A 22,731-nucleotide genomic window follows, 5' to 3' on the forward strand; every position below is an offset into this window, starting at 1 on the left:
CTCCCCCTACAGTCGCACGTTGACGACCTGGCCGGTCGTGCCCGAGCTCACCAGCCGTAGCGTGGCCTCGGCCACCGCCTCTGCCGTGAGCAGCGTGCCCTCGGGCTCGTCACCAAACGCTTGCGTGCGCATGGGGGTGGCGGTGCGCTGCGGGTTCACAGTGTTGACCCGCACGCCCTCGTCGGCCCACTCCTCGGCGAGCGCCTGCGTGAGGTTCACAATGCCCGCCTTCGTGGCCGAGTACATGCTGTAGCCGGCGCGGCCGCGGGTGTACGAGCTCGACGTGAAGAACGTGAGCGTGCCCTGCGTGCGCTGCAGCGCCGCGAAGCTCGCCTTCGCGAGCAGCGCGGGCGCCACAAGGTTCGTGGTCACTGTGTCGATGATCTCGGTCGTATCGGCGTCATTGAGCGTCGCGATCTTAAGCACCCCGGCGGTCACGATCACGTGATCGATGCGCCCCTCTGCTTCGAGCACGCGGTCAAGTGCGTTTTGCACCGACTCCGGATCAGTAATATTGGTGCCCGTGACCGAACGGCTCAGCGCGTGCACCCGCGCCCCAGCCTCAGCAGCCATCGTCGCAATGCTCTCACCGATGCCGTAGCTGGCGCCAAAGATGACGACGACCGAGTCTTCGAGCTCGGTGAGCTGATGCTCGAGCGCCGCCGTAGGCGTTGACTGCAGCTGGAAGATCTTGTCGGCAATGTGCAGGTCGATCGGGTCGGTGACCTTCATGTTCTCGGGGGTGCCGTCGACGACCTTGATGGGCACCTCGGGCAGGTATTTGAACACGACGCCACAGTCGTCGGTGGCGGCAAACGAGTCGTCGCCCTCAGCGATGCGGTATGCCTCTCGCAGCACGTCGGCGCGAAACGCCTGCGGGGTCTGCCCGCGTCGAAGGTCCCCGCGCTTCGGGATCGCCGAGATGCAGTTGTCGTCGTTTACCTGAATGATCGTGTCGGCCGACAAGATCGCGGTATCGACCGCGTCAAACTCGTCGAGGGCGCGCACGCAGTCTTCGATGATGCGCGCGTCAATGAAGGGACGCACGGCGTCGTGAAACAGCACGCGAGGGTTACCGTCGATCGCGGCGAGCGCGAGCTGTGTCGTGTCGTTGCGGGTCGCACCGCCGGGCAGGATGCGCGTGAGCTTTGCGCCCGGGCGGCCCTTGAGGTAGTCGAGCGACGCGAGCGTCTCGGCGTTCATCATGATGATGATCTCGTCAACGAGCGGGCTCGCCTCGCACGCTTCAAGCGTGTGCTCAACAATCGGTTTGCCCGCGATCTTCAAGAGCTGCTTGGGTACGCCCATGCCTACTCGTGTGCCCACACCACCGGCGAGCAGCACAACAATGGTCTTCTCTTGCGTCACGCATAATCCTTCGATTGGCAAACAGTCTGTGCGCCCGCGCCGCCACGGCGGCTTTAGACACACTCGTACGACATTCTAGGCCACCCGTCTGCGCGCGAGCTAGAAACCCCGGCGCCTCCCGCCCGGCCGCATCGACCGCTGAACTGAATCGTTGCTGGTTACAACCTAAGCTCCGCAAGTCGGCGAGCTGCACGATTCAGTTCATCGTTAGGCGCTGGTGGGTTTTCCATCAGGTCAGCGATTTGTGCAACCTCACCGGCGCTCAACTTCAAGATTGCCTCTTCTAGAAGGACGCTACGTGCGCCCATTGTACGCACGCATTGAAAAACCGGTCATCTCACGAGAGCCGGCGTACGGCGACAGTCAAATATGCGCGACTAATTCCGCTTCTGGGCCAGTCTAAATCGGAATTCGTCGCGCATATTTTTTGTATACGGAGTTGGAATTATGGGGCTAACAGAATCCACCTGATGGCGCGAGCTAGAAACCCCGGCGCCTCCCGTCAGGGCTTATCGACCGCTACTGCTTCTCGATGAGCGGGGCGATCGCCTCCGACAGCCACGGCCCGAGCGAGCGTGAGAACGTGTCGGTGAGGTGCGTCTGATCAAAGAACACGGGCACACCGCCTATGGCCGCGTAGCAGGTGTCGCTGTCGCAGAAGTTGTCTTGGCTGTCGAGCACCGTCACCGTGTCACCCAGCTGGGCGCGCACAAAATCGCGCTGGCCCTGCGAGTCGAGCGCGCGGGTGCGTTCGTTGTCACAGCGCGATGGGTCACTCGTGTTCGTTGCGAGGCACTCAGCAATGTTAACGCGGTTGCCGTAGGCATCACCGGTGAGCGGCACGTCGCCCATGAGCACAACCGGGTAGCCGCGGTCTGCGACCCCCGCCAGCAGTTCGTCGATGCGTCCAAACTCGGCTCCCTCAGGGAAGATGTAGTTCGTCGAGAGGTTCGCGGCGAACACGCCCACGATGCCCGGGTGCGTGTCGATGAACTGCTGCACCTGCGCGTTGCGGTCGGCACAGTTACCCTGCTCGGTCGCGTCGATGTCGCGGTTCATGATGGTGGCGATGGGGCTCACCGCAGCGGGCGGGCAGCCGTCACGCGTAAACGTGTACAGCGAGAGCCCCAGGCGCTTCGCGGCCTCTTCAAACGCGGGCGACCACGCGCCAGCGTGCGAGTCGCCCCACAAAACAATCGCTGGTGCGTTCGGGTCGTCTGCAAGGTACTCGCAGACCGGGGCGGCGGCGCCCGTGTGCTTTGCGACGCACTCCTGCGGCCACGGCGCTGGCTTATCGGTGGCGGCCGCCATGAGCGCCGCATCGGTGCCCGGCTCCCCCGGCAGCGCCCCGCACTCTTCGGGGCTCAGCGCCATCTGCGCGCCAAAACACACATCGGCGGTCTGCGCCTGGCTAAACTGCGCCTGCGCTTCAACGCGCCCTCCCAGCCACATCGCCGCCGTCCAGGCCAGCACTGCAACGAGCGCCCACGAGGTGATGCCCGTGATCCGGCGCCGCACCACCACAGGATCCCAGCCCTTGAGGCTGCGCAGTGGGGTCTCGATCCAGCGCGTCGTGACCCACGCGAGCAGCAGAGTCACCGCGAGAATGCCCAGCTTGGTGACCAGGGTGAGGTCGTGCCCGAGCATAAACGGCGCGATGATGATGAGCGGCCAGTGCCACAGGTACGCCGAGTACGACACGTCGCCGAGAAACGTGGTGACGCGGCCCTGTTCGACCGCGGCCCAGGCCCCGGCCCGCGGCATCTCAGCGAACGGGTGGCTCAGGATCACGAGCGCCGTGAGCGCGACTGGCAGGAGCGCGTTCCAGCCCGGGAAGGGGGCAGCGCCGCTGAGTAGGTAGCCGTTGAGCACGAGGGCGGCGTAGGCGGCGGGCAGCGCGATGCGTGCGAGGGTGCGCAGAAGCCCGCCGCGCGCGTGCCGCAGCAAGCGCGGCAGTAGCAGCGCGAGCAGGGCGCCAGCACCAAACTCCCAAATGCGCAGCGGCATCATGAAGTAGGCGGCAGAGGGGCTCACCGGCAGCACCGCGAGCGAGACCGCGAAAGAGGCGACGCTGGCCGCCGCGATCACGAGCACGGCCACCGTTTCGGCGGCGAACGGAGCGCCGGGCTGCGGAGCGCCGGGCTGCGGGGAGCCGGGCTGCGGGGAGCCGGGCTGCGGGGAGCCGGGCTGCGGGGAGCCGGGCTGCGGGGAGCCGGGCTGCGGGAGGCGCCGGGCACCGCGGCGCGCGATGCGGGCCGCCAGCAGCGAGGCGGCGATGATGAGCAGCGGCCAGACGAGGTAGAACTGCTCTTCGACCGACAGCGACCAGTAGTGCTGGAAGGGCGTGGGCGCGTTGTCGGCCGCGAGATAGTCGACCGAGTCACCAAACAACACAAAGTTGACCGAGATGAGCACGCTCGCGATCGCCTCGCGGGCGTAGCGTTCCCAAAAGCTCTGCGGCACGAACGCGAAGGTGAGGAGGCCCGTCACCGTGACGACAGTGAGCGCTGCCGGGCCGAGCCGTAGCACGCGCCGCAGCCAAAACTTGGGCAGCAGCCGCCAGCTCTGCTCGCGCTGCCGCCAAATGTGCCCCGTGATCAAGAACCCCGAGATCACCAAGAACACGTCAACGCCAATGAACCCACCCGTGTAGCGGGCCGGCCACAGGTGGTACACCAGCACCATGAGCACCGCGATCGCACGCAACGCATGCACCTGAGGGAAAAACGTCGCTGGCGCCTTGCCCGCGCCGGGCTTGGGCGCAGTCGCAGTGCCAGTCGATGTGGGCGTGGTCATTGAAGTCACCAACTAACTCTAAGTGACCGCCCTGCGGCGTCGCTCACAGCGCCGCTCACAGCGTCACTCACAGCACCACCTCTGCGCGCAGCATCGCGTGGTCAGACGGCGGGGTACCCTGCACCCTGCCGTTGTTGTCCATGTCGAGCATCGACTCCCACACGGGGGCACCCTTGATGCCCTTCGCCAAGATGTAGTCGACGTGGGCGCCGTTCTGCCCCAGATCCATGAACGACGTCTGCGAGCACTTCGGCAGGCCGTTGGGAGCACCAATGATTGAGTACTGTTTAGTGAACGCGTTCATGCTGTTGCAATTGGGGCGCCCCAGATAGGCCGTGCCAAACCCGGTCCACGCACGATCAGAGGTGCCAAACTTGCTGCCCAGCAGCTCGGTGAAGCCGCTCGTCTTAAACGGTTCGATCACCTGCTTATAGGCCTGCTCCCACTGTGTCGTGCTGAAGTCGCCCAGCAGCACAACGGGCAGATTCTCGGTGTTGAGGCTTGCCAGTTTCGTACGAATCGTTTTGGCATGCAGCCCGCGGCGCGCGTAGTCGAGGTGCACGTTGGCAAAGAAGAACCGCTTACCCGTGCTGTGCTGCTCAAACACCGCCCAGCCGAGGTAGTTTTCGTACTCGCCGCCGTGAGTGGTGGGCAGCGGCCTATTGCCTGGCTGCGGCAGCTCGTACGCCCCCGAGTCGATGAGTGTGACTGTCGTCGGATTGTAGGCGATACGCATGTCGTGCGTGGCCCCTACGTTCTTGCGTGTGAGCGTGCAACGTTTGCCGCCCAGCGCCATCGTCTCGGCAGACGACCAGTAGTTCTTGCAGTTCCACGGTTTGTCGTTGACCATGCGGTACGGGGTGCCGTCTTTCGCCTTCCACCCGCGCACAACATCGTGGTAGAACCGTGGCAGCCCGTTGGTGACCGGCGAGATCGTCACCGGCTTGCCAGTATTCAGGTCGACCGTGTTGACCCCTGCTTCTTGCAGCCCGATCACATCGGGCCTGCGCGAGTTACCCACGTTCCACACGTGCTGGCGCCGGTCAGACCAGTTGATCCACGCCTTGGTGACCTGCTTCGATGCCACCACATTAAACGTCGCGACGCTCAACGTCTTCACGGCCTGTGTCTTGCCCGTCACCACGCTCGCTTTGGTTGACCCGCCGCTCGTCATCTGGGCCACGATCTGCAGGCGGTAGCCCAGCCCGGGCCGTAGCCCCGAGATCTTGGCAGACGTCGTTTGGGCGTTAAACGTCTGCGCAGCTGGCAGATCGCCCGTCGTTGAACGCGACCACTCGAGCCGGTACGACTTCGCGTCTTCGACAGGCTGCCACGCCACCACCAGCGACGAGTCGGTCTTCTCGGTTACCGCGAGCGCAGCACCCGTCTGCCCGGCAGCAGCCTGCGCGCTGCCGCCATAGTATTTCTGCTCGAAGCGCTGCAAGAACGCCGCCATCGCCTGGCGTTCAACGGGAGCATTAGGTCTAAACGTGCCGTTGGCATACCCGGTGGTGATGCCGGTGCTCGCGAGCCACTCGACCTCGCGAAAGAACTTGTGCCCGCGCGGCACATCGCTAAAGCTCGCCCGCGTGGGTGTTTTGAACGAAGGCCGCCCCGCCGCCCGATACAAGAACGCCGCCATCGCCTGGCGCTCGACCGAACCCGCTGGCACAAACCGGCCGTTGGCGTACCCCGTCGTCACCCCCGTCGCGCTGAGCCACGAGATCTCGCGAAAGAACTTGTGTGAGGTGCTCACATCGGTGAAGCGCGAGTACTTCGCCTTGGGTAGCGGCGGCGCCGTGTCAAACCGTTCTAAGAACGCGGCCATCGCGTCGCGCGACACGTGCGCCCGCGGCTTAAACGACCCGTCGGCGTAGCCGGTCGTGATCTTGGTGCCCGCGAGCCACGCGATCTGGTCGCGAAACTGATGCTTCGCCGGCACGTCTTTAAACGGCGCGGTCTTGGGAGCCGCCTTCGCCGCTTCACCCTTGGGTGCGGTCTGCGTCTTCTTATCTGTCGAGTCTTCGTCGTCGTCTTCGCCGTCGGTCTCTTCTACGTCTTCGCCGTCAGCATCGCCGCTGGCGTTGACGTTGGCATTGGCATTGACGTTGGCATTGGCGTTGGCAGTGGCGTTGGCAGTGGCGTTGGCAGTGGCGTTGGCATTGACGCTGGCGTCAGCGTCGGCGCTCGCGTTAGCGTCGGCGCTGGCATCGACGCCGCCGGGCTCACCCTCGGCCCCGCCGCCGCCGGCTTCGCCACTGGCATCATTGCCGCCGGTCGCATTGTCATCGGCGCCGCCGCCGGTTTCTTCGCCATTGGCACCATTGCCAGCGGCATCGCCGCCAGCGCTACCGCCGCTATTACCGCTACCGCCGGCGCCATCACCGCCGCCCTGCGACCCAGCCTCGGCCGCACCGCCGGTGCCGCCGCTGGCGCCAGATTCGTCACCGGCGTTCACAGCGGGGCGCTGATCCGGAGCGAGCACGCGCGATGCGCCCGTCGTCGAGCCCGCTTCGAGCGTGGCGGCCTGCTCGCCCGTGGGCGCAGCGGCCGCGGGCGTCACCGCCCCGAGCAACAGCGCGGCGCTCGTGAGCGTCGCAAACAGGCCTCGGCGCAGCTTGGACGAGGTGGCATGGGGGTGCACGATTGAAACTCCATGGGAGATGGCTATGAGGGTATTACCTCGAAGCAAGCTAGCAGCTATTCGTAGACAAAGTAAATTATCACATGCCGACTAAGTCTCGCGGGTTACAGGCCGCTGCTACGCTGGAACGATGCCCAGCGCCCACACGGCGCGACGTCTGAGTACCAACGTCAGCACCAACATCAGCACCGACTTCAGCACCAAGGAGAGCCTTCGAGTGAGAGCCACCGTCACGCGACGAGGAGTTCGTTTCGCTGCCGAGGCCGGCACCCGCCCTCCCACGACGCTCAACGTCGAGTTTGCCGGGCGCCGCATTTGGTCGCTCGAGGCGCCCACGACCCGCAAGCGGGCCTTCGTGCCGTGGCCGCGCTCCCTGCGCGAGCGGCTGCGTGGCAGCGAGCAGGTGCGCCTGGTTGATGCGGGCAGCGGCGATCTCGTATGGCAGGGCACCCTGCGCTGGCGCGGGTCGGGCCACCCCGACCTGACCGACGAGCGCGGACGTGACGTGGCCGTCAACAAGTGGGGCCTCATGCGTCACACCTTCGACGGTGACCTCGACATGCGGCAGCGCGTGGCCGACTCGGCCGTCGCCGTACTCGACGTGATGCAAGAGGCGGGCTACACCGCATTTGTGGTCGGCGGCACACTGCTGGGTGCGGTGCGCGACGGCGAGATTCTGCCCCACGACGACGACGCAGACCTCGCGTACCTCAGCCCGCACACGCACCCGTCAGACCTCGTCACCGAGAACCACGCCCTCGCCGAGCTGCTCATTGCCCGCGGCTTTCGCGTGCTGCGGCACAGCTGGTCACACCTGCAGGTACTGCGAGGCAGCGCCACCGAGGTCGACTACTACGTCGACATTTTTACGGCGTTCTACAAGCACAACCACTTTCATGAGCCCATTCACGTGCGCGCACCGGGGCTCGAAGACGCGATCCTGCCGCTCGGTGAGGTCATGATGCACGGCCACACGTTTCCGGCGCCGCGCGACCCCGATGCGTGGCTCACCGCATGCTACGGGCCCACGTGGCGCTCGCCTGATCCGTCGTTTAAATTCGAGACGCCGCTCGCGACCAGGCGCCGCTTCTACAGCTGGTTTGGGGCGTACGGATTTGGCCGCAACGCGTGGGAAGACGGCTATCACGACGGCGCCACCGCGCACGAAACCTCGAGCATTCGACCCTACGTGCTCAAGGCGGCGGCGCAGCTGGGCGCGGCGGGCGAGAGCGTGCAGGTGCTCGACCTAGGTGCCGGATCAGGCCAAGACGCAGCCTTCTACCGGGCCGCGGGCCTCTCATGCCACACCAGCGACTTTGCGTTTGCAGCGCCCGTGCTGCACGAGCCGGCGCCCCACACGGGCACCCGGGTCAACCTCGTCGAACGCATCGATGTGATGCGCTACATCGCGGGCAAGCTGCCCGAGGCTGAACACAGCATCATCACGGTCAACCACGTGTTCGCGGCGCTGGGCGGGGTGGGCCTCGAGACGGCGCTGCAGGTGCTCGCGGCGGCAGCCCGGGCGGGCGCACGCGTGTTCACCGCCGACTACGAGTCACTCGGCAAGTACCACCCCGAACTACCCCGCACCTGGCATCTCGAGTGGCCCACGTTTGAGGCTGCAGCGACTCATGCCGGGCTGACGGCCACGCTACTCACCCGCGCGGTGGCGCGCGACGAAGACGGTGTGCGCCGCGACTACTTTGTGGCCGAGCTCACGTCGGCGTCGGCGCCTGCGTCGGCTAGCTCGCGTATTCGAAAGGAACTCTCATGAACCGTCTCAACACACTCTTGCGTGAAGCGCGGCTACAGTTTCGCGCGCAGCGCGTAAAGCGTCGACTCAAAGCCGAGGCCATCACGTCGACCGCAGACCTCATCACACAGCTGCGACAGGAGGTCGCCGAGCTGCGTGACGAGATCGACGAGCTACGGGCAGACAGCCGCCGCGTGGCAGAGCTGCGCATCTTGGTCGAAGACCAGCTGCTGCGCCGCGACTGAGCTTCGCGTTGTTTCAGCCTCCCAGCCGACGGCTCCAGAACTCGTCCTTCGCCCATTCAACGGGAAATCCCATTCCTCGAAGATTCATCACAGGCCGCGGCTTGATCAGCTCATGAAGCCTCCGAGCCCAGCCACTGCGCGGCGAGATCGTATCCAGCGCTGCTTGCAAGGACACGAGAACGGGATATAGACGTTTCCTTGACCGTTCTGGTAGTCCGTCTCCCCGTGAGAGCCAGGGAATAGAGGGTGTGGTCGGAATGGCCGGGTACACACCAAGGCCGACGTTCCATAGTCTGCCGTGATGGGCACACACGTTGCGCACACGAACATAGCTCTGGAGCCAGGACTCGAGTACAGGGGTAGTCAGACCGAGGCTCTTCGCAACCGCAGTCCGGTCCGCCCGGAGCTTCACATTGCGGTAGGTACTTGCCAGCTGGCCTATCGTCAAGGTCTCGACCATCAACCAGGACGGCGGCTGCTCAGGCGCGCCGTATGTGGTCAAGTAATGTTCCAGCGCTGAGCGATGCACAAGAGGTTTCTCATCGACGGTTCTATCGTCGTTGTGCGGCCCAGTCGGCTCCGCGACGGCCTGCAACCTCGCATCAACCGTCTCTCGGACGATCCTGAGAAGCCCGTTGCGCTTCCCCTGGTCACGAAAATGATCAGGGTTAATGTACCAGTGTGCGTCGTCATACGCCGTGGACATGTGGTCGGTCAGTGCCGCACGCACCGCAACTTCTACCCGTTCGATCGCGTCAAGCACGAGCAGCCGCAGAGAGCGGTCGAACACGTAGAGGTCTAGGACTTCGTCGAAGGTGGTCCCTTCCTCGAACAGGTGGCCGGGCCCAGGCCGTTGAAAAGGGATCGTGTACGGGGAAAGGCGGTAGTAACCGATGTGACGCAAGTACCTCACTGCACGTTCTTTATCGGGGATGACCATGCCCCTGTCTGCGAGACGAACGGCCAACGTGTCGAGCGACATGGGCGGCTTGTCGAAGAGGAGTTTTCCACGAGGTCGCGACGCACGCCGTTGACCCGCCATCGGGCTACCACTTCCTTCAGATAGAAAATCCCCCAAGTGCGCTTCATGGAGAGGCGTGGGGGATGTAGTGGCCTTATATTATCACGGCTTCCCCCTCGAATGGGAGACGCTAGTGTTTCAGGCGGTAGATGAACGCCGCCATTGCCTCACGCGACACCGCTGAGTAGGGTGCGTACGTCGGCTTGCCGCTGGGCTGCTTATTGCCGTACGAGAGGCCCTGCTTGCGCATCCAAGTGATCTCTTTGTAGAACTTGTGCCCTGGCGCGATGTCGGCGAACGGTGACGTGGCCATGCCCGCGTAGCTGCTCTCTTGGAAGCGATAGAGAAACGCCGCCATCGCTTCACGCGACACGTTGTCTTTCGGGGCAAACTTGGGCTTGCCGCCAGGATTATTGTTGCCTGTCGAGACGCCCTCGTTGTACATCCACGTGATCTCGTCGTAGAACTTGTCACCGGGCTGCACGTCTTCAAACGGCGACACGGCGGGGCCCTTGTACTTCGACTTCTCGAGTCGGTACAAGAAGGCGGCCATCGCCTCGCGCGTCACGCCCGAGCCCGGTTGGTAGGCCGAAACGCGCGGGTGTGAGGTCTGGTTACCTGTCGTTAGTTTGGTCTGCGCCATCCATTCAATTTCTTTATAGAATTTATGGCTGTCTGGCACATCAGGGAACCTGGTCTGGGGCGAACCAAACCACAGGTTATAGAACAGAAACACGTTACGGTTGCCATAGCTCGAGCACCTATCACCGGTGCCCCAGCCAGCATCCAGCGCCGCTTTGTTCGGACGATACGGGGTGTAGGTGTACAGGCTGGCCGTAGCCATGTTTTCGATATCAACGTTAGACGTGCCGCAGTTCCTATCGACCTTCTCATGCCAGCTGATCTTATTAACCTGGCCCGGATGGTAGTTCAATCCGTTACGGGACTCGTACCACCGCAGCAGCTGCGCTGCTTTGTACACCTGTACAGCAAAACCTTTCGCCCCAGGGTCACAGTTTGCCGTGTTCCCCGGGCCAGAGTCAGGGCAGTTCGCTCCCGTCGCATAGTTCAGCTGACGCACTGTTGGCCAGTCATCTGTGACGAGGCTTTGCTCCTTTTCCAAAAACACAAGCAGTATCTTCGGGCTGATATCGCATGCGCGGCTCACCTTTGAAATGATCTGCGCCGCTGACTCACCACGGGCCCCTGCATAGGGCTTGCAATAGAGACTGGTTTGAGTCGAAGTATCGAGCCGCATATTCACCAGACAGTGCGGTCCGACGACGCCTACATTGGCGCCATCATCGAGGATGGCGGGCCCGCCCGCGATTTTGCCTGGCGTGCCAATCAAACACTTAGGAACTTGACGAGCCAGAAAACTTTGGATCTGCCCAGCGCTCAACGCGTTTCCATAGTAGAAATTGGCGTCATTAATGATGTTGCCTGCTTTAAAGTCACTAAGCATCGCAGCGCCCTTCAAACCAGCAAAGTCCGAAGCAGATGCTGCCTTCAGTCGTGCGCCTTCGGCCTCGTCGATGATCTGCTTGTCGTCAGGTTTGCCGTCTGTGTCGCCTGCCCCGCCAGAGTCGGCGCCGGTGCCGCCGCCACTTGCGCCGTTGTTCTCGCCGGCTTCACTGCCGCCGGCGTTGTTCGAGGCTGCCCCAGCATCGGCTCCCGCGTCAGCGCCCGAGTTCGCACCAGCACTCGCATCAGCACCGGTACCCGCATCAGCACCAGCACCAGCACCAGCGTCAGACCCTGCACCTGCACCACCATCGGCCGCGGCATCAGAAGCACCGTCCGCAGCTGATCCGGCACTCGCGTTTGCACTCGCGTTTGCGCTCGCAGCAGCGCTCGCGTCGGCAGCCGACGCGGCCCCGGCGTCAGTGCGCCCGCTGGCGGCGGTATCGGTGGCGAACGCGGGCGCGGTGAGGCCGAGCTGCCCTACAAGACCCGCGCCAAGAACGATCGCCAGCGCGGCGGCGGTGAGCGTGCGAAGCGGGCGAGACATAGCCCCCACTCTACGGGACACCGAATGATTACACCCCTGATAAAGTCAGGAGCTATGTCGATGCACAAGGCGGGTAGCGGCCCGAAGAGCGGGCTTGCACGTACCTGGCGAAACTCTTGGAAAACCGCCACCCCCGCGACGTGGTGGCTCGCCATCGTCGTGGCGCTCGCCTTTGGGTTCGCGAAGATGGCGGGCTGGCGCATTGTGCAAGAACAGAGCCTTAAACTCACCTCATTGTTACGCATCGTCGCGTTCGCGGGCGAGGTTCTGCTCGCGGCAGCCGTGTTTCTTGTCATTCTGCTGCCCATCTTTCATGCCGCGCGCAACTGGGCGGGATGGTCGCTGCCCAGTCGTCGGTCAAAGTTCTGGGGGCTGCCGTTCTGGCCGCTCGCCGCGGCTTTGTTTGGCATTTTCGCGGTAGGGTGGGGCGTTTACTGGGTGCTGCTTTGGCCTGGCACCATCTCGCCCGACACGCTGGTGCAGATTCGGCAGGCCCTCGGTAAGGCACCATACGCCGACCATCACCCGCTCGCTAACACGCTCGCGATCCAGGCCGTGCTGCGGCCGGCGCTCGCGCTCACTGGCGACGTGCAGACCGCGCTGGGCATCGTCTCGCTTGTGCAGCTGCTGGTGCTCGCGGTGATCTACGCGCTGTGCATCACCTCGCTCAGGGAGTTCGCTCCGCCCCGCTGGCTGCTCACGACTTCGCTGGTGCTGCTCGTCGCGCACCCCATGATGGGGTGGTTCTCGGTGACGCTGTGGAAGGACGTGTGGCTCACCGCGTTTGTGACCGCGTTTGCGACCGCTGCCGCCGTGATCGTGGCCCGCATGCGGCGCGGGGTGGCGGCAGGATGGCTGCTGTGGCTCGCGTTCTTCACGGCCGCTCTCGGAGTGATGTTCTCGAAGAAAACGGGCATCTACCTCGTCGTGCCGATGTTGCTCATCGTGCTTTTCTTCTTGGGCCGTGACCGTCTGCAGGGCCTCTGGCGGGGCTTCTACCTGCGTCGCGCGCAGTGGCTCGGACTCGGCGGCACCGCCGTCATTTTGTACGTCGCGGGTCACGCCGCGCTGATCACCACGCTCGATGCGCTGCCCGGTGACAAGCGTGAAATGTTCTCGCTGCCGTCGCAGCAGATCGCGCGCGTGGTGCGAGACTACCCCGAGCAGCTCGACGCGTCGTCGCGCGAGGCCATCGACCGGTACTACGCTGGCGCGGACATCGGCAAGGCCTACGCCTTCGACCGGGCCGACGCCGTGAAGAACCGCTTCGATTCAGAGGCGTTCGATGCCGACCCTGCGGGCTTCGTGAAGCTCTGGCTGCGTCAGGGGGCCGAGCATCCCGCGAGCTACGTCGACACGCTGCTCGCGTCAACCACGGGCTACTGGTACCCCGACATGCCCTACGCTAAGCGCGGGCCCGCCTACCGTCTCGTGAGTCACGACGACTGGGTGATGATGCTCAACGCTTCGAGTACTGCGTTTAAGGGTGAAAACACCGCGCACGAACTCGACCCCAACCTTGACTCGGATCGCACCGAGCCCGGGCGGTACCGTGCATTCTTTGCGCACGAGATCAATCACAAGCTGCCGCAGCTGCCCATCATTGGTTGGGCCCTGAATATTGGTGTCTGGACCTGGGCCGCGGTGTTCCTCACCGCGATCGCGATGCTGCGGCGTCGCAGCGCTGCCGCCCCGGTCTCGGTACTGCTGCTGCTCGTCTGGGGCACGGCCATGATCTCGCCGGTGTTTGCCGAGGCGCGCTATGCCGCCCCGCTGCTCTCGATGCTGCCGCTCTTGGCTGTCATCGCCGGATCACGGCGCACCGCCCCCGGCGTCAGCGCCGGTGCCGGTGGTGGTACGGGTGCTGGTTCCGGTGCTGGTGCGGGTGCTGATGCTGATGCTGATGCTGATGCTGATGCTGATGCTGATGCTGATGCCGATGCCGATGCCGATGCCGATGAAACCTTTGTAGGCCGCTAACCTACCAATCGAGTCGTTTGTTGTGGGATACCGAGAAGATCTCGCGACTTTCGTCGAGGCACGTGTTTTCGCCGTTTTTCGATGAGGCGATGTCGGTGGTCCCTGTTGTAATGAAATCATGCAACATCCATTCGACGTCGAAAGCCCTAACCGGGGGCAGCTCGCCGACCTGGTCACCCAGGTCGCCGACGTCGACGCGCGCATTCGTGGCCTGCAGGCCGAGCGAACCAAGCTGTTAGCAGCGGCGTTCGATCTCGCCGAGCGTGAAGGCGACAGGCCGGTCCTCCCCGAGCCCGGGTCGATGGAGGCAGAACTCGCCGAGGCACGCGAGGAGCTCGCTCGTAAGAATGAGACAGCGCATGCAACGCGCGAGACGGATCCGGCAGTGGGCGAGGCGGATCCGGCAGGCGCAGAGCCAGGTGCAGAGCCAGCTCCAGCGGCAGACGTTGAGACGCGCCCCCCAGCGAGCAATACCCCGCGCCGGTCGGCGGTGTGGCGCGATCGGTGTCACCGGGTCGTGCGTGCTGAAATGAGCGCGGTTCTGCGCGTCTCTGAGGGCCGGGTCGCGAACGACATCACCCAGGCTACCCACGCGGTTACCCACTGCAGTGGCATGGTCGAAGCCCTGTCGCGGGGCGAAGTAACTGAACAACACGTGCGCAGCGTCGTCAACGCGGGCCATGTGATCGGGCACCTCGCCACTGAACAGCTCGGCACAACTCTCACCGATGCCGACGGGGCTCCATTGGACGATGAGGCGGCCGAGCGTGAGATCGCCCACCGATACGAAGTGTTCGATCTCGCTGTCGTCGCGCACGCGCGCGAGCTCACCCCACAGCAATTACAACCGGTGGCGAAGCGACTAGCCGAGAAGCTGGCCGGGGTGACCTTTGACGAGCGGCATCGCATAGCGAAGCGTGACCGGTGTGTGAAACTCATCGAGCGAGACGACGGCATGTGCGAGGTGCGAGCCCTCGTGACCACGTTTGAAGCGCACGCCGTGTTCGACCGGTTGACGCAGTACGGCAAGATGCTGCAGACCCACGACCTCGCGGCCGCAAAGTCGGCGACTTGCACTGCAACCCCCGCGGAGCCCATCTCAGCAGCGGGCGCAGCGGCCCTGAAACGGCCCCTGGGCGAGGCGCGCGCCGATAGCTTGATCGCCCTGCTACTACACGGGGAGGTCGATGACGACGAACTTTACGGCCCGGGCAACGGTAACGGTAAGCGGCGCGGGCCTCGCGTAACCGCTCGTGTACAGGTGCTCGTGCCGGTGTCGCTCACCGGCCGTCTTGACGGTGCCGCCGACCAGCCCGACGCGGCCGATCAGCCCGACGCCGGGCAGACTTTCCGCCCCGAAGATCACGAGGGTGGCTTCCAACCCGAGCTCGTGGGTGTTGGGCCGATCGACACCGACACAGCGACTCGAGTGATCCACGACACCCCCACCTGGGACACGGTCATCGTCACCGACGACACCACCGAAGGCGCCACCGACGGTGCAGCCGACGGTGCAGCCGGTGGCAACGAATCCAGCGGCGACATTCTCTCCGTAGACACCTATCGCGTACCGGCGCATCTGAGGCGATACCTGGCAGCGCGAGACCCGCACTGCCGCTTCCCTGGGTGTACTCTGCCCATCTACCGGTGTGACATTGACCACACCATCGCAGCCGAACATGGCGGCCCCACATCACTAAGCAACACTGGTAGTCTATGTCGTGGGCACCATGTGATTAAACATCACGGCGGTTGCCTCGTTGAACAGGGCGAGCGCGGCGAGTTCACCTGGACCTTCCCGTCGGGGCGCGAGTATCGCACCAAACCGCCTTCAAAGGTTATGTTTCGCACCGCGCTCGAGTCACCTGATGCCGCGGCAATCGCCGCCGAGAATAGAGCCAAGTATCCATTCGGATACGACGAGTGGGATGACGACCCCGACTATCGGCCAGCCCGATCCCCCAATCGCTTCGATCCTAAGAACCGAGAACCGTTCTGATCCGCGGTCCTGGCCGGGATCCAGGTCCTGGCCCGGGCCCGGCAGCACTACGCCTGTTGCCGCCGGGGCTCAAGAATGAATCGATACCCAAAGTAGTTGCAGAGCGCCCCTACTCCCATCGCAACCACCTTTGCTGCTGGCGCGAGCACGCCGTGAGGCAGTCCCGGCGCGACAGCGACACCGAGCGAAATAACTCCCCACACAATGAATGACTGCACAAGCAGCCCCGTTACCAGCGTCAACCCCGCGAACGAGAAGAATGCCCGCCAACCCGAGCGGGCACCCTGAAACACAAAACGTCGGTTGAGCTGGTAACTCACCAGCACCGTAATGATCGTCGACGCGACGTTCGAGGGAATCTCTGGCACGCCAAACGCCACCGCAAACAGACTAAACAGCCCTAGGTCGAGTGCGCTCATGCCGCCCCCTACGAGCAGGTAGCGAAAGAACGACCCCCCGAGTTTCACGCGCGCGTCGCCGGTCGGAACCGTAGGTAGGCGAGCCTGGCTGCTTCTCGCCTGCTCTTCAATACCGCGGCGATAATGGCCCCGGTAGTTGCCACGAACGCCGAAATGATGGCGAGCGCCGCGGCCAGCACAACCGTAGGCATGCGCGGCACGAGGCCCGTCTCGAGGTACTCAGCGATCACCGGCAGCCCGAAGATAAGGGCCAGTACCATGCTGATCGTCGCGATCAGCCCGTGAAACGCAAAAGGGCGCTCGTGCGAGAACAGGCGGGCAATGAGCCAGAGAATCTTGAACCCGTCAGAGAACGTGTTGAGCTTCGACTCCGACCCCTCGGGCCGGTCCTTAAACCCAACGGGCATTTCGCACTGAGGCACCCGCAGCGCCATCGAATGCACCGTTAGTTCTGTCTCGATCTCAAACCCCGCCGACAGGGCCGGAAATGATTTCACAAAGCGCCGCGAAAACACGCGGTACCCCGAAAGCATGTCGGTGACCCGTTCACCAAAGAGCCAGCCAACGAGGCTGTTAAACATGCGGTTACCCTGGGCGTGGCCCACACGGTATGCGGTTTGGGTGGGGTCGTCGACGCGGCAGCCGAGCACGTGGTCGTAGGGTCCCGACAGCAGCTTCTCGATCATCGCGGGAGCCATCGCTGCCTCGTACGTGTCGTCACCGTCGATGAGCAGGTACACGTCGGCATCGATGTCAGCGAAAGCGCGCCGCACCACGTTGCCCTTGCCGCGACGTTCTTCGCGGCGCACAATTGCGCCCGCCGCAGCCGCCACCTCTGCGGTGCGATCTGCCGAGTTATTGTCGTACACGTACACGACGATGCCGGGCACCGCGTCGCGCAGGTCGGTTACGACCTGCGCGACCGAGGCTTCTTCGTTGTAGCACGGCACGATAGCGGCGATTCTCTGGGCGGAATCTGGGCGAAGGTCAGTCACGCCATCATCTTACTGGAGCCCCGCACTACCCACTCACCTACCCCTGGACGGGTGCTTACTTCCCTTCGAGTCGGAAGAGGAACGCCGCCATCGCCTCGCGAGAGATTCGCTCCTTGGGAGCATAGGCAGGCTTGCCCGAGGGCTGCTTGTAGCCTCCCGAAAGCCCGGTTGCCGACATCCAGGCGATTTCCTTGAAGAACTTGTCCTTGGCCGAGACGTCCTTAAATGGTGTCTTGTCTGGAGCCTTCGCCTTGCTTGCTTCAAGCCGATAGATGAACGCGGCCATCGCTTCACGCGAAACCGTGTCTTTGGGCAGATACTTCGGTTTACCGGCCGCTTGCTTCGTACCCGTTGACACTCCCGTCTCGTACATCCATGCGATCGCGTCATAGAACTTGTCGCCCGGCTTCACATCCGCGAAGGGAGAATCAGTCGGCCCCACATAGCGCGTCGCTCCTTGGAATCGGAACATGAACGCAGCCATTGCTTCACGAGACACTCCGTCTTTCGGTAGGTACTCTCCTGCTGCGGTTCCGGTCGACACGTTTGACTTTTTCATCCATGCAATCGGCTGGTAGAACTTGTCTGCCGTGGTGACATCGCCGAACGGGCTCTTGGCGGGGGCCTTATATGCGGCATCGGTGCGCACTGGCCCGACAGAGAGTCCGGTCTTTCTCGTGCAGTTATTATTGGCGAACGCACGAAGTTCGAAGGTTATCCACTTGCCAATATCTGCCGTAGTCGGCTTGTACGTCAACCCCGTCGCGCCGCTGATGGGAACCATGTCTGCATTCGCATTTACGTCAGTGCTGTACCACTGGTAAACGGCGGTAGCCCCCGCGGGCACCACCGGCTCGTGGGAAGCTGAAAGCGTCTTGCCTACCTGAACTCGCCCCGTGACGATCGGCTCCGGAAAATCCCACCACGAGTCATTGCCGCACGGCAACGCAGACTGCGCAACCGGCTGGTCAGCGAGTTCACCAGTGACCGCCATCGGCTCTTCGACAGCCACCGGCTCGTCAGCGAGGGCAGGCGATGCCGCACCCATAACTAGCCCTGAGCTGAACATTGCAAAACCTGCCAGCAGAGCTAGCGCCTTCATACTCTTACGTCCCCCGGTACGGGGCTGGGCGGCTACTACTGGTGCGATCACACGAATCTCCCTATATTGGCAACCCGCCCAGTGTAGTCGTCAATGTTCCTGCCGCCCAGTTTCAAGTCGGTACAAGAACGCCGCCATCGCCTCACGAGTTACCGTGTCCTTCGGTGCATAGAAGGGCTTTCCACTCGCCTGTTTGTTGCCCGTTGACAACCCTTCATTACCCATCCAGGCGATTTCTTTATAGAACTTGTCGCCCTTCTTCATGTCACCGAACGGCGACTCCGACGGGGCCTGCGCGGTAGCTCCTTCAAGCCGGTAAATGAACGCGGCCATCGCCTCACGCGTGACAGCGTCCCTCGGCTGATAGGCCCGACCGCCTGAGGCGGGCGAGCCCGTCGATAGCCCCGATGCCGACATCCATGCGATCTCGCGATAAAACTTGTGGTCCACCGGCACGTCGACGAACGGAGAATCTGCGGGAGGCGAGTAGTCCCCCGGCGCTTCAAGCCGAAACAGGAACGCCGCCATCGCCTCACGCGACACGGCATCGCGCGGCTGGTAGTGCGGCTTGCCGCTCGGCTGCTTCACGCCCGTCGACATCCCCGATGTCGCCATCCACGCGATCTCGTGATAAAACTTGTGCCCGGTGTCTACGTCGCCAAACGGCGTGCTTGCCGGCAGCTCCGGTGTGCCCGGCACGCGCAGCGCCGTCGAGGTGCGCGCGACCGTCGCGTAGGCGGGTTTCGTACCCGTCACGGTCACCGTCACTCGGTGCCCCACGTCCTCACGCGCGAGCTGGTAACTCTGTTTCGTGGCGTTCCGGATCGGCTTGCCGCCCTTATTCCACTGGTACGTCAGTTTCACGTCACCGGGGCCCCACGATCCGGCGCTGGCCGTGAGCTTGGAGCCGAGCTTCGCAGCCCCCTGAACAGTGGGTACTGCCGCCTCAAGCCGGCCCTCAGCCACCTCGTGCGCGGTCGAGTTGAGTGCGACCCGGGCAAACCCGGGCTTGCTTGCGCTCACGTTGAGGGCAATCTTGGCACCCAGGTCGCCCGCGGTGAGGGTGTAACTTGTGCCGGTGGCGCCCGAGATCGCCTTGCCGTTGCGGGTCCACTGGAGCTTGCGCGTTACCGGCGCGGGTTCCCAGGCGCCGATGCTCGCCGAAAGCTTCTCCCCGACCCGCACCTCCCCCTTCACGACGGGCGTGGGGCGCTTCGACAGAGTCTGCACCCCGATGCCGCGGGGGTGCTGTGCGACGTTCCAGCCCGTTGCTTTGCGGCCAAACTGATTGAGTTCGAGCTTCGAAGCGTTGAACCCGGATCCATTGCTCAACGCAACACGGACTCCAGCATCAGCGAACCCCACGATGTCGGCGAGACCGTCGCCATTCACGTCGGTGACGTGACGCGGTTGCAGATCGGCGCGCCAGTCGGCGGCCCCAAACTCGCTGCTCCACTGGGCTGCGTGCCGAAAGCTCGTACCCGTGCTGAGCGCCACATAGACGCCCTCGGAACTGAACCCGACAACGTCGGCCCGGCCGTCACCGTTCACATCGGCGAGCACCCGCGGGTGAGCACCGACCTTCCATCCATTCGACACCCCAAACCCGTCGACCCACTTCGACCTCGGGCGCAACCCGGCGCCCGTATTGAGCATGACGTAAACGCCGTCGGACGCAAAGCCCACCACGTCGGGGAGGCCGTCGGCGTTCACATCAGCGAGGGTTCGTGGGTGCTGGGCAGACGTCCAGCCGCTCTGCGCCCCAAAGTCACGGCCATCGGCCCAGAGCGCCGCCGCCGCAAATTTAGACCCGTTATTCAACGACACGTACACGCCCAGGTCTGAGATGCCGACGACATCGGCCTTACCATCGCGATTCATGTCGACAAGGAACCTGCGGGTGGTGTCGGGCGACCAGCCGGATCCCGCCCCAAACCCCTTCACCCATTCTTTGGCCTTCGCAAACGAGGTGCCAGTGTTGACGGCCACTTCAACCCCGCCGTGGGCAAAGCCAATGACATCGGGCAGGCCATCGCCCGTCACATCGGCAAGCGCGCGTGGGCTATCGCGCACGTTGTAATTGTTGGCCGCCGTGAACCCGGTTGACCACAGCACCGGGTCTTTGAAACTGGACCCCGTGCTCAGAGACACGTAAACGCCCACGCCCCCAAACCCGACAACGTCAGAAGGGCCGTCTCCGTTCACATCGATGAGTGCACGCGGATGGTCGAGGACAGTGTTCCAGCCGGTGTTCGTGCCGTATCCGATTCCCCAGGTTTTTATGGGTCCAAGCCCAGTGCTCGTGCGCAATGCTACGCGCGGACCGCTTGGGTGAAATCCCACGACGTCTGGCAGGCCGTCGCCGTTCACATCGGTGTTCCACTGCTGCAGTTCCTGGGTATCGTCGAGTCCGTTGCCGTCAAGGTCTGGCATCATGATCGTCGCTGTCGCGGCTGACCGCTTGACGGGCGACGCATAGCCTGGCCGAATACCGGTCACCTCCACCGTCAACTTCGTGCCGATATCAGCTGACACTGGCGAGTATGACTTGCCCGTTGCGCCGGCAATCACGGCGCCATTGCGTCGCCACTGATAGGTCATCTTCGTGGGGGTGGGCGACCAGCCGGAGGTTTCTGCCGTGAGCTCGCTGTTGGCGCTGTGCGCACCCGAGATCGTGGGGGCCGGCGACTTGGCAAACGGCTGCGTCATGTCTTTAACGTGAATATAGCCCTGAAACTCGTCGGTCCTCACCGTACGCGTACCGTAGCTGCCCGACCAGTTTGCGTTGTACTCCTCGATGACGATGTAACCGTTGTCGAGTACACGCGCCACCCAGGCAACGTGTCCGAACCCCGAGGCTCCCTCGTAGAGCGGCCCATTCCAAGCGATCGAGCCCACCTCGGGTATATTGTCGACGCGGATCCCCACGCTGCGGGCCGAGTTTGCCCACTGCCCGGCATCGCCCCATCGTGTGAGCCCCATGTACTGGTTCGAGAACTTCACGCCATTGGCACTGTTCATGCGCCATGCGACGAAGGAGGTGCACTGCCGGTAGGCGAAATTCCACTCGTCCCAAATGTTGTTGCTCGTGTACGGCCACGGCAAATTCTTGTACTTCGCAGGGTAGTCGTTGCCGATTACCGATCCTCGCCCGCCCGTGCTCATGGCACGCGCGGACTCGCGCAGCACTGCTTCTTCGCCGGGCCACGGCTTAGCGGTCTCCGGCCCCGGCGAAGATGAAGCGATCTCGCCGTTGGGTCCGCGCGGCTCGTCCCCCTGCGTCGTGACCGAGGGGTCCGGATCTGCTGGCTCAGACTCTGCTGGCTCAGACTCTGCTGGCTCAGGCTCTGCTGGCTCTGATTCCGCTGGCTCAGACTTTGCTGGCTCAGACTCTGCTGTTGCAGGCTCTGCCCGTTCCGACTGCGCGACCGCTTGCGCCCCCGGCACGTTCGGTATGGCGCCGAATGCCATCGCAACCGCCATGAGCGCCGCGAGCGCTGCTGTGCGAGTACGACGAACCCCGACGCTACGCTCGATCACCTGGCAGGCCTTTTCCCACGACCTCACGAAACACGATCTTCTTCACCCATGCCGGCATGAGCCGGTATGCGCCCTTGAGCACCACGTTGCGCACGTACTGCCCGCGCGTCACGAAGCCCATCTTGCGCATGGCGCTCTGCAGCTTCCACTCGGTGCGAGCCTCGGTCCACCCGCCGCGGCGCGCAAACGCGCCCGCCCCCACACGGTACTTCACGAGCGGCTCAGCAATATTCTCGACCCGCGCGCCCGCGGCGATCAGCCGAATGCCCAGCCAGTAGTCCTCCATCTTGCCAAACGGCTCGTACCGGCCGACCCGTTCGAGCGCGTCGCGGCGGTACATCATGGTCGGGTGGTTGAACGGATTGTGGCTGCGAGCATGGTCGCGAATGCGCGCCGCACCGACAGGCGGTGTGCGCGTTGCTCCCGGCCTTGCCGGGTCACTGTCAAACTCGACCATGCCGGTGCCGACGAGGTCGTAGCCCTCGCTCATCAGCGCCCACTGTTTCTCGAACCGCGTCGGCTCAGACACGTCGTCGGCGTCCATGCGCGCCACCACGTCGCGCGTGCAGGCGTCGAGCCCGGCGTTGAGCGCCCGCGTCAGCCCGCCGTTTTCTGCCAGCCGCACCACGGTCACGGGCACCGGGCTGCGCTGTTCGATACTCGCGAGCTCTGCCGCGAGGGCCTCGGGCACCGGGCCGTCTTGCACGATCACCGCGTCGGCGGGCCGCAGCGTCTGCCCCTCGACCGAGCTGTCGAAGGCCAGCCGCAAAAAGGTGGGGTCATCACCCGCGTACACGGGCAGCAGCAGCGTGAACGGAGCGGTAGGTGCAGCGTCATTCATATCTGACGAGCTTACGC

15 protein-coding genes are annotated in these 22,731 nt (G+C 63.9%); 4 read left to right on the plus strand and 11 right to left on the minus strand.

Annotated features, from left to right (window positions below):
• Positions 1-6: 6 nt before the first annotated feature.
• The 4 genes from ACXR2W_RS10300 to ACXR2W_RS10315 all read right to left on the minus strand — a co-directional run bounded on the left by ACXR2W_RS10300 (position 7) and on the right by ACXR2W_RS10315 (position 6,808).
• Positions 7-1,368 carry an SDR family NAD(P)-dependent oxidoreductase gene (locus tag ACXR2W_RS10300; protein WP_458814855.1) on the minus strand — a complete coding sequence of 454 codons (1,362 nt, stop codon included), beginning with the start codon at positions 1,366-1,368 and terminating at the stop codon, positions 7-9.
• A 158-nt stretch (positions 1,369-1,526) separates the two neighbouring features.
• Positions 1,527-1,676, minus strand: a complete 150-nt coding sequence (locus tag ACXR2W_RS10305; protein ID WP_458814857.1) for a type II toxin -antitoxin system TacA 1-like antitoxin — start codon at positions 1,674-1,676, stop codon at positions 1,527-1,529.
• A 211-nt stretch (positions 1,677-1,887) separates the two neighbouring features.
• Positions 1,888-4,164, minus strand: coding sequence for an acyltransferase family protein (locus ACXR2W_RS10310; RefSeq protein WP_458814950.1), 2,277 nt, complete (start codon positions 4,162-4,164; stop codon positions 1,888-1,890).
• Positions 4,165-4,231: 67 nt separating this feature from the next.
• A complete protein-coding gene (locus tag ACXR2W_RS10315; RefSeq protein ID WP_458814859.1) occupies positions 4,232-6,808 on the minus strand; it encodes an S-layer homology domain-containing protein in 2,577 nt (858 codons plus the stop codon).
• Positions 6,809-6,938: 130 nt separating this feature from the next.
• Here ACXR2W_RS10315 and ACXR2W_RS10320 point away from each other — a divergent pair, with 130 nt between their 5' ends.
• Entirely contained in the window at positions 6,939-8,582 is a 1,644-nt protein-coding gene (locus tag ACXR2W_RS10320; protein ID WP_458814861.1) for a LicD family protein, read from the plus strand.
• Positions 8,579-8,806 carry a hypothetical protein gene (locus ACXR2W_RS10325; RefSeq protein ID WP_458814863.1) on the plus strand — a complete coding sequence of 76 codons (228 nt, stop codon included), beginning with the start codon at positions 8,579-8,581 and terminating at the stop codon, positions 8,804-8,806. The genes ACXR2W_RS10320 and ACXR2W_RS10325 overlap by 4 nt, the downstream gene beginning before the upstream one ends.
• 13 nt (positions 8,807-8,819) lie before the next feature.
• Here the strand turns inward: ACXR2W_RS10325 and ACXR2W_RS10330 are convergent, their stop codons facing one another.
• A complete protein-coding gene (locus tag ACXR2W_RS10330) occupies positions 8,820-9,788 on the minus strand; it encodes an Abi family protein (RefSeq protein ID WP_458814865.1) in 969 nt (322 codons plus the stop codon).
• 169 nt (positions 9,789-9,957) lie between these two features.
• Positions 9,958-11,838, minus strand: coding sequence for an S-layer homology domain-containing protein (locus ACXR2W_RS10335; protein WP_458814867.1), 1,881 nt, complete (start codon positions 11,836-11,838; stop codon positions 9,958-9,960).
• A gap of 54 nt (positions 11,839-11,892) precedes the next feature.
• On the opposite strand from ACXR2W_RS10335, the gene ACXR2W_RS10340 reads away from it, so the two are divergent.
• Complete coding sequence (locus ACXR2W_RS10340) at positions 11,893-13,818, plus strand: DUF6020 family protein (RefSeq protein WP_458814869.1); 1,926 nt, start codon at positions 11,893-11,895, stop codon at positions 13,816-13,818.
• A gap of 118 nt (positions 13,819-13,936) precedes the next feature.
• The gene (locus ACXR2W_RS10345; protein WP_458814871.1) at positions 13,937-15,817 is read left to right on the plus strand and encodes an HNH endonuclease signature motif containing protein; all 1,881 of its coding nucleotides are present in this window, start codon (positions 13,937-13,939) and stop codon (positions 15,815-15,817) included.
• 47 nt (positions 15,818-15,864) lie between these two features.
• On the opposite strand, the gene ACXR2W_RS10350 is transcribed toward ACXR2W_RS10345, so the two are convergent.
• The 5 genes from ACXR2W_RS10350 to ACXR2W_RS10370 all read right to left on the minus strand — a co-directional run bounded on the left by ACXR2W_RS10350 (position 15,865) and on the right by ACXR2W_RS10370 (position 22,714).
• The gene (locus ACXR2W_RS10350; RefSeq protein ID WP_458814873.1) at positions 15,865-16,284 is read right to left on the minus strand and encodes a GtrA family protein; all 420 of its coding nucleotides are present in this window, start codon (positions 16,282-16,284) and stop codon (positions 15,865-15,867) included.
• Positions 16,281-17,231, minus strand: a complete 951-nt coding sequence (locus tag ACXR2W_RS10355) for a glycosyltransferase (RefSeq protein ID WP_489945540.1) — start codon at positions 17,229-17,231, stop codon at positions 16,281-16,283. Before ACXR2W_RS10355 ends, ACXR2W_RS10350 begins: the two co-directional genes overlap by 4 nt.
• A gap of 55 nt (positions 17,232-17,286) precedes the next feature.
• On the minus strand, positions 17,287-18,333 hold the full coding sequence (locus tag ACXR2W_RS10360; protein ID WP_458816662.1) for an S-layer homology domain-containing protein: 1,047 nt from the start codon (positions 18,331-18,333) through the stop codon (positions 17,287-17,289).
• A 90-nt stretch (positions 18,334-18,423) separates the two neighbouring features.
• The gene (locus ACXR2W_RS10365; protein ID WP_458816664.1) at positions 18,424-21,900 is read right to left on the minus strand and encodes a CHAP domain-containing protein; all 3,477 of its coding nucleotides are present in this window, start codon (positions 21,898-21,900) and stop codon (positions 18,424-18,426) included.
• Positions 21,860-22,714: a glycosyltransferase gene (locus ACXR2W_RS10370; RefSeq protein WP_458816666.1), complete on the minus strand. Its 855-nt coding sequence runs from the start codon at positions 22,712-22,714 to the stop codon at positions 21,860-21,862. Before ACXR2W_RS10370 ends, ACXR2W_RS10365 begins: the two co-directional genes overlap by 41 nt.
• Positions 22,715-22,731: the final 17 nt, after the last annotated feature.

The organism is Leucobacter faecis (genome assembly GCF_054456695.2).

Excerpts from the sequence above, each read along its gene's own strand:
- ACXR2W_RS10305 (WP_458814857.1), bottom strand. The coding sequence starts at position 1,676 with ATGGGCGCACGTAGCGTCCTTCTAGAAGAGGCAATCTTGAAGTTGAGC.
- ACXR2W_RS10310 (WP_458814950.1), bottom strand. The coding sequence starts at position 4,164 with ATGACCACGCCCACATCGACTGGCACTGCGACTGCGCCCAAGCCCGGC.
- ACXR2W_RS10320 (WP_458814861.1), top strand. The coding sequence starts at position 6,939 with ATGCCCAGCGCCCACACGGCGCGACGTCTGAGTACCAACGTCAGCACC.
- ACXR2W_RS10325 (WP_458814863.1), top strand. The coding sequence starts at position 8,579 with ATGAACCGTCTCAACACACTCTTGCGTGAAGCGCGGCTACAGTTTCGC.
- ACXR2W_RS10330 (WP_458814865.1), bottom strand. The coding sequence starts at position 9,788 with ATGTCGCTCGACACGTTGGCCGTTCGTCTCGCAGACAGGGGCATGGTC.
- ACXR2W_RS10335 (WP_458814867.1), bottom strand. The coding sequence starts at position 11,838 with ATGTCTCGCCCGCTTCGCACGCTCACCGCCGCCGCGCTGGCGATCGTT.
- ACXR2W_RS10340 (WP_458814869.1), top strand. The coding sequence starts at position 11,893 with ATGTCGATGCACAAGGCGGGTAGCGGCCCGAAGAGCGGGCTTGCACGT.
- ACXR2W_RS10345 (WP_458814871.1), top strand. The coding sequence starts at position 13,937 with ATGCAACATCCATTCGACGTCGAAAGCCCTAACCGGGGGCAGCTCGCC.
- ACXR2W_RS10360 (WP_458816662.1), bottom strand. The coding sequence starts at position 18,333 with ATGAAGGCGCTAGCTCTGCTGGCAGGTTTTGCAATGTTCAGCTCAGGG.
- ACXR2W_RS10370 (WP_458816666.1), bottom strand. The coding sequence starts at position 22,714 with ATGAATGACGCTGCACCTACCGCTCCGTTCACGCTGCTGCTGCCCGTG.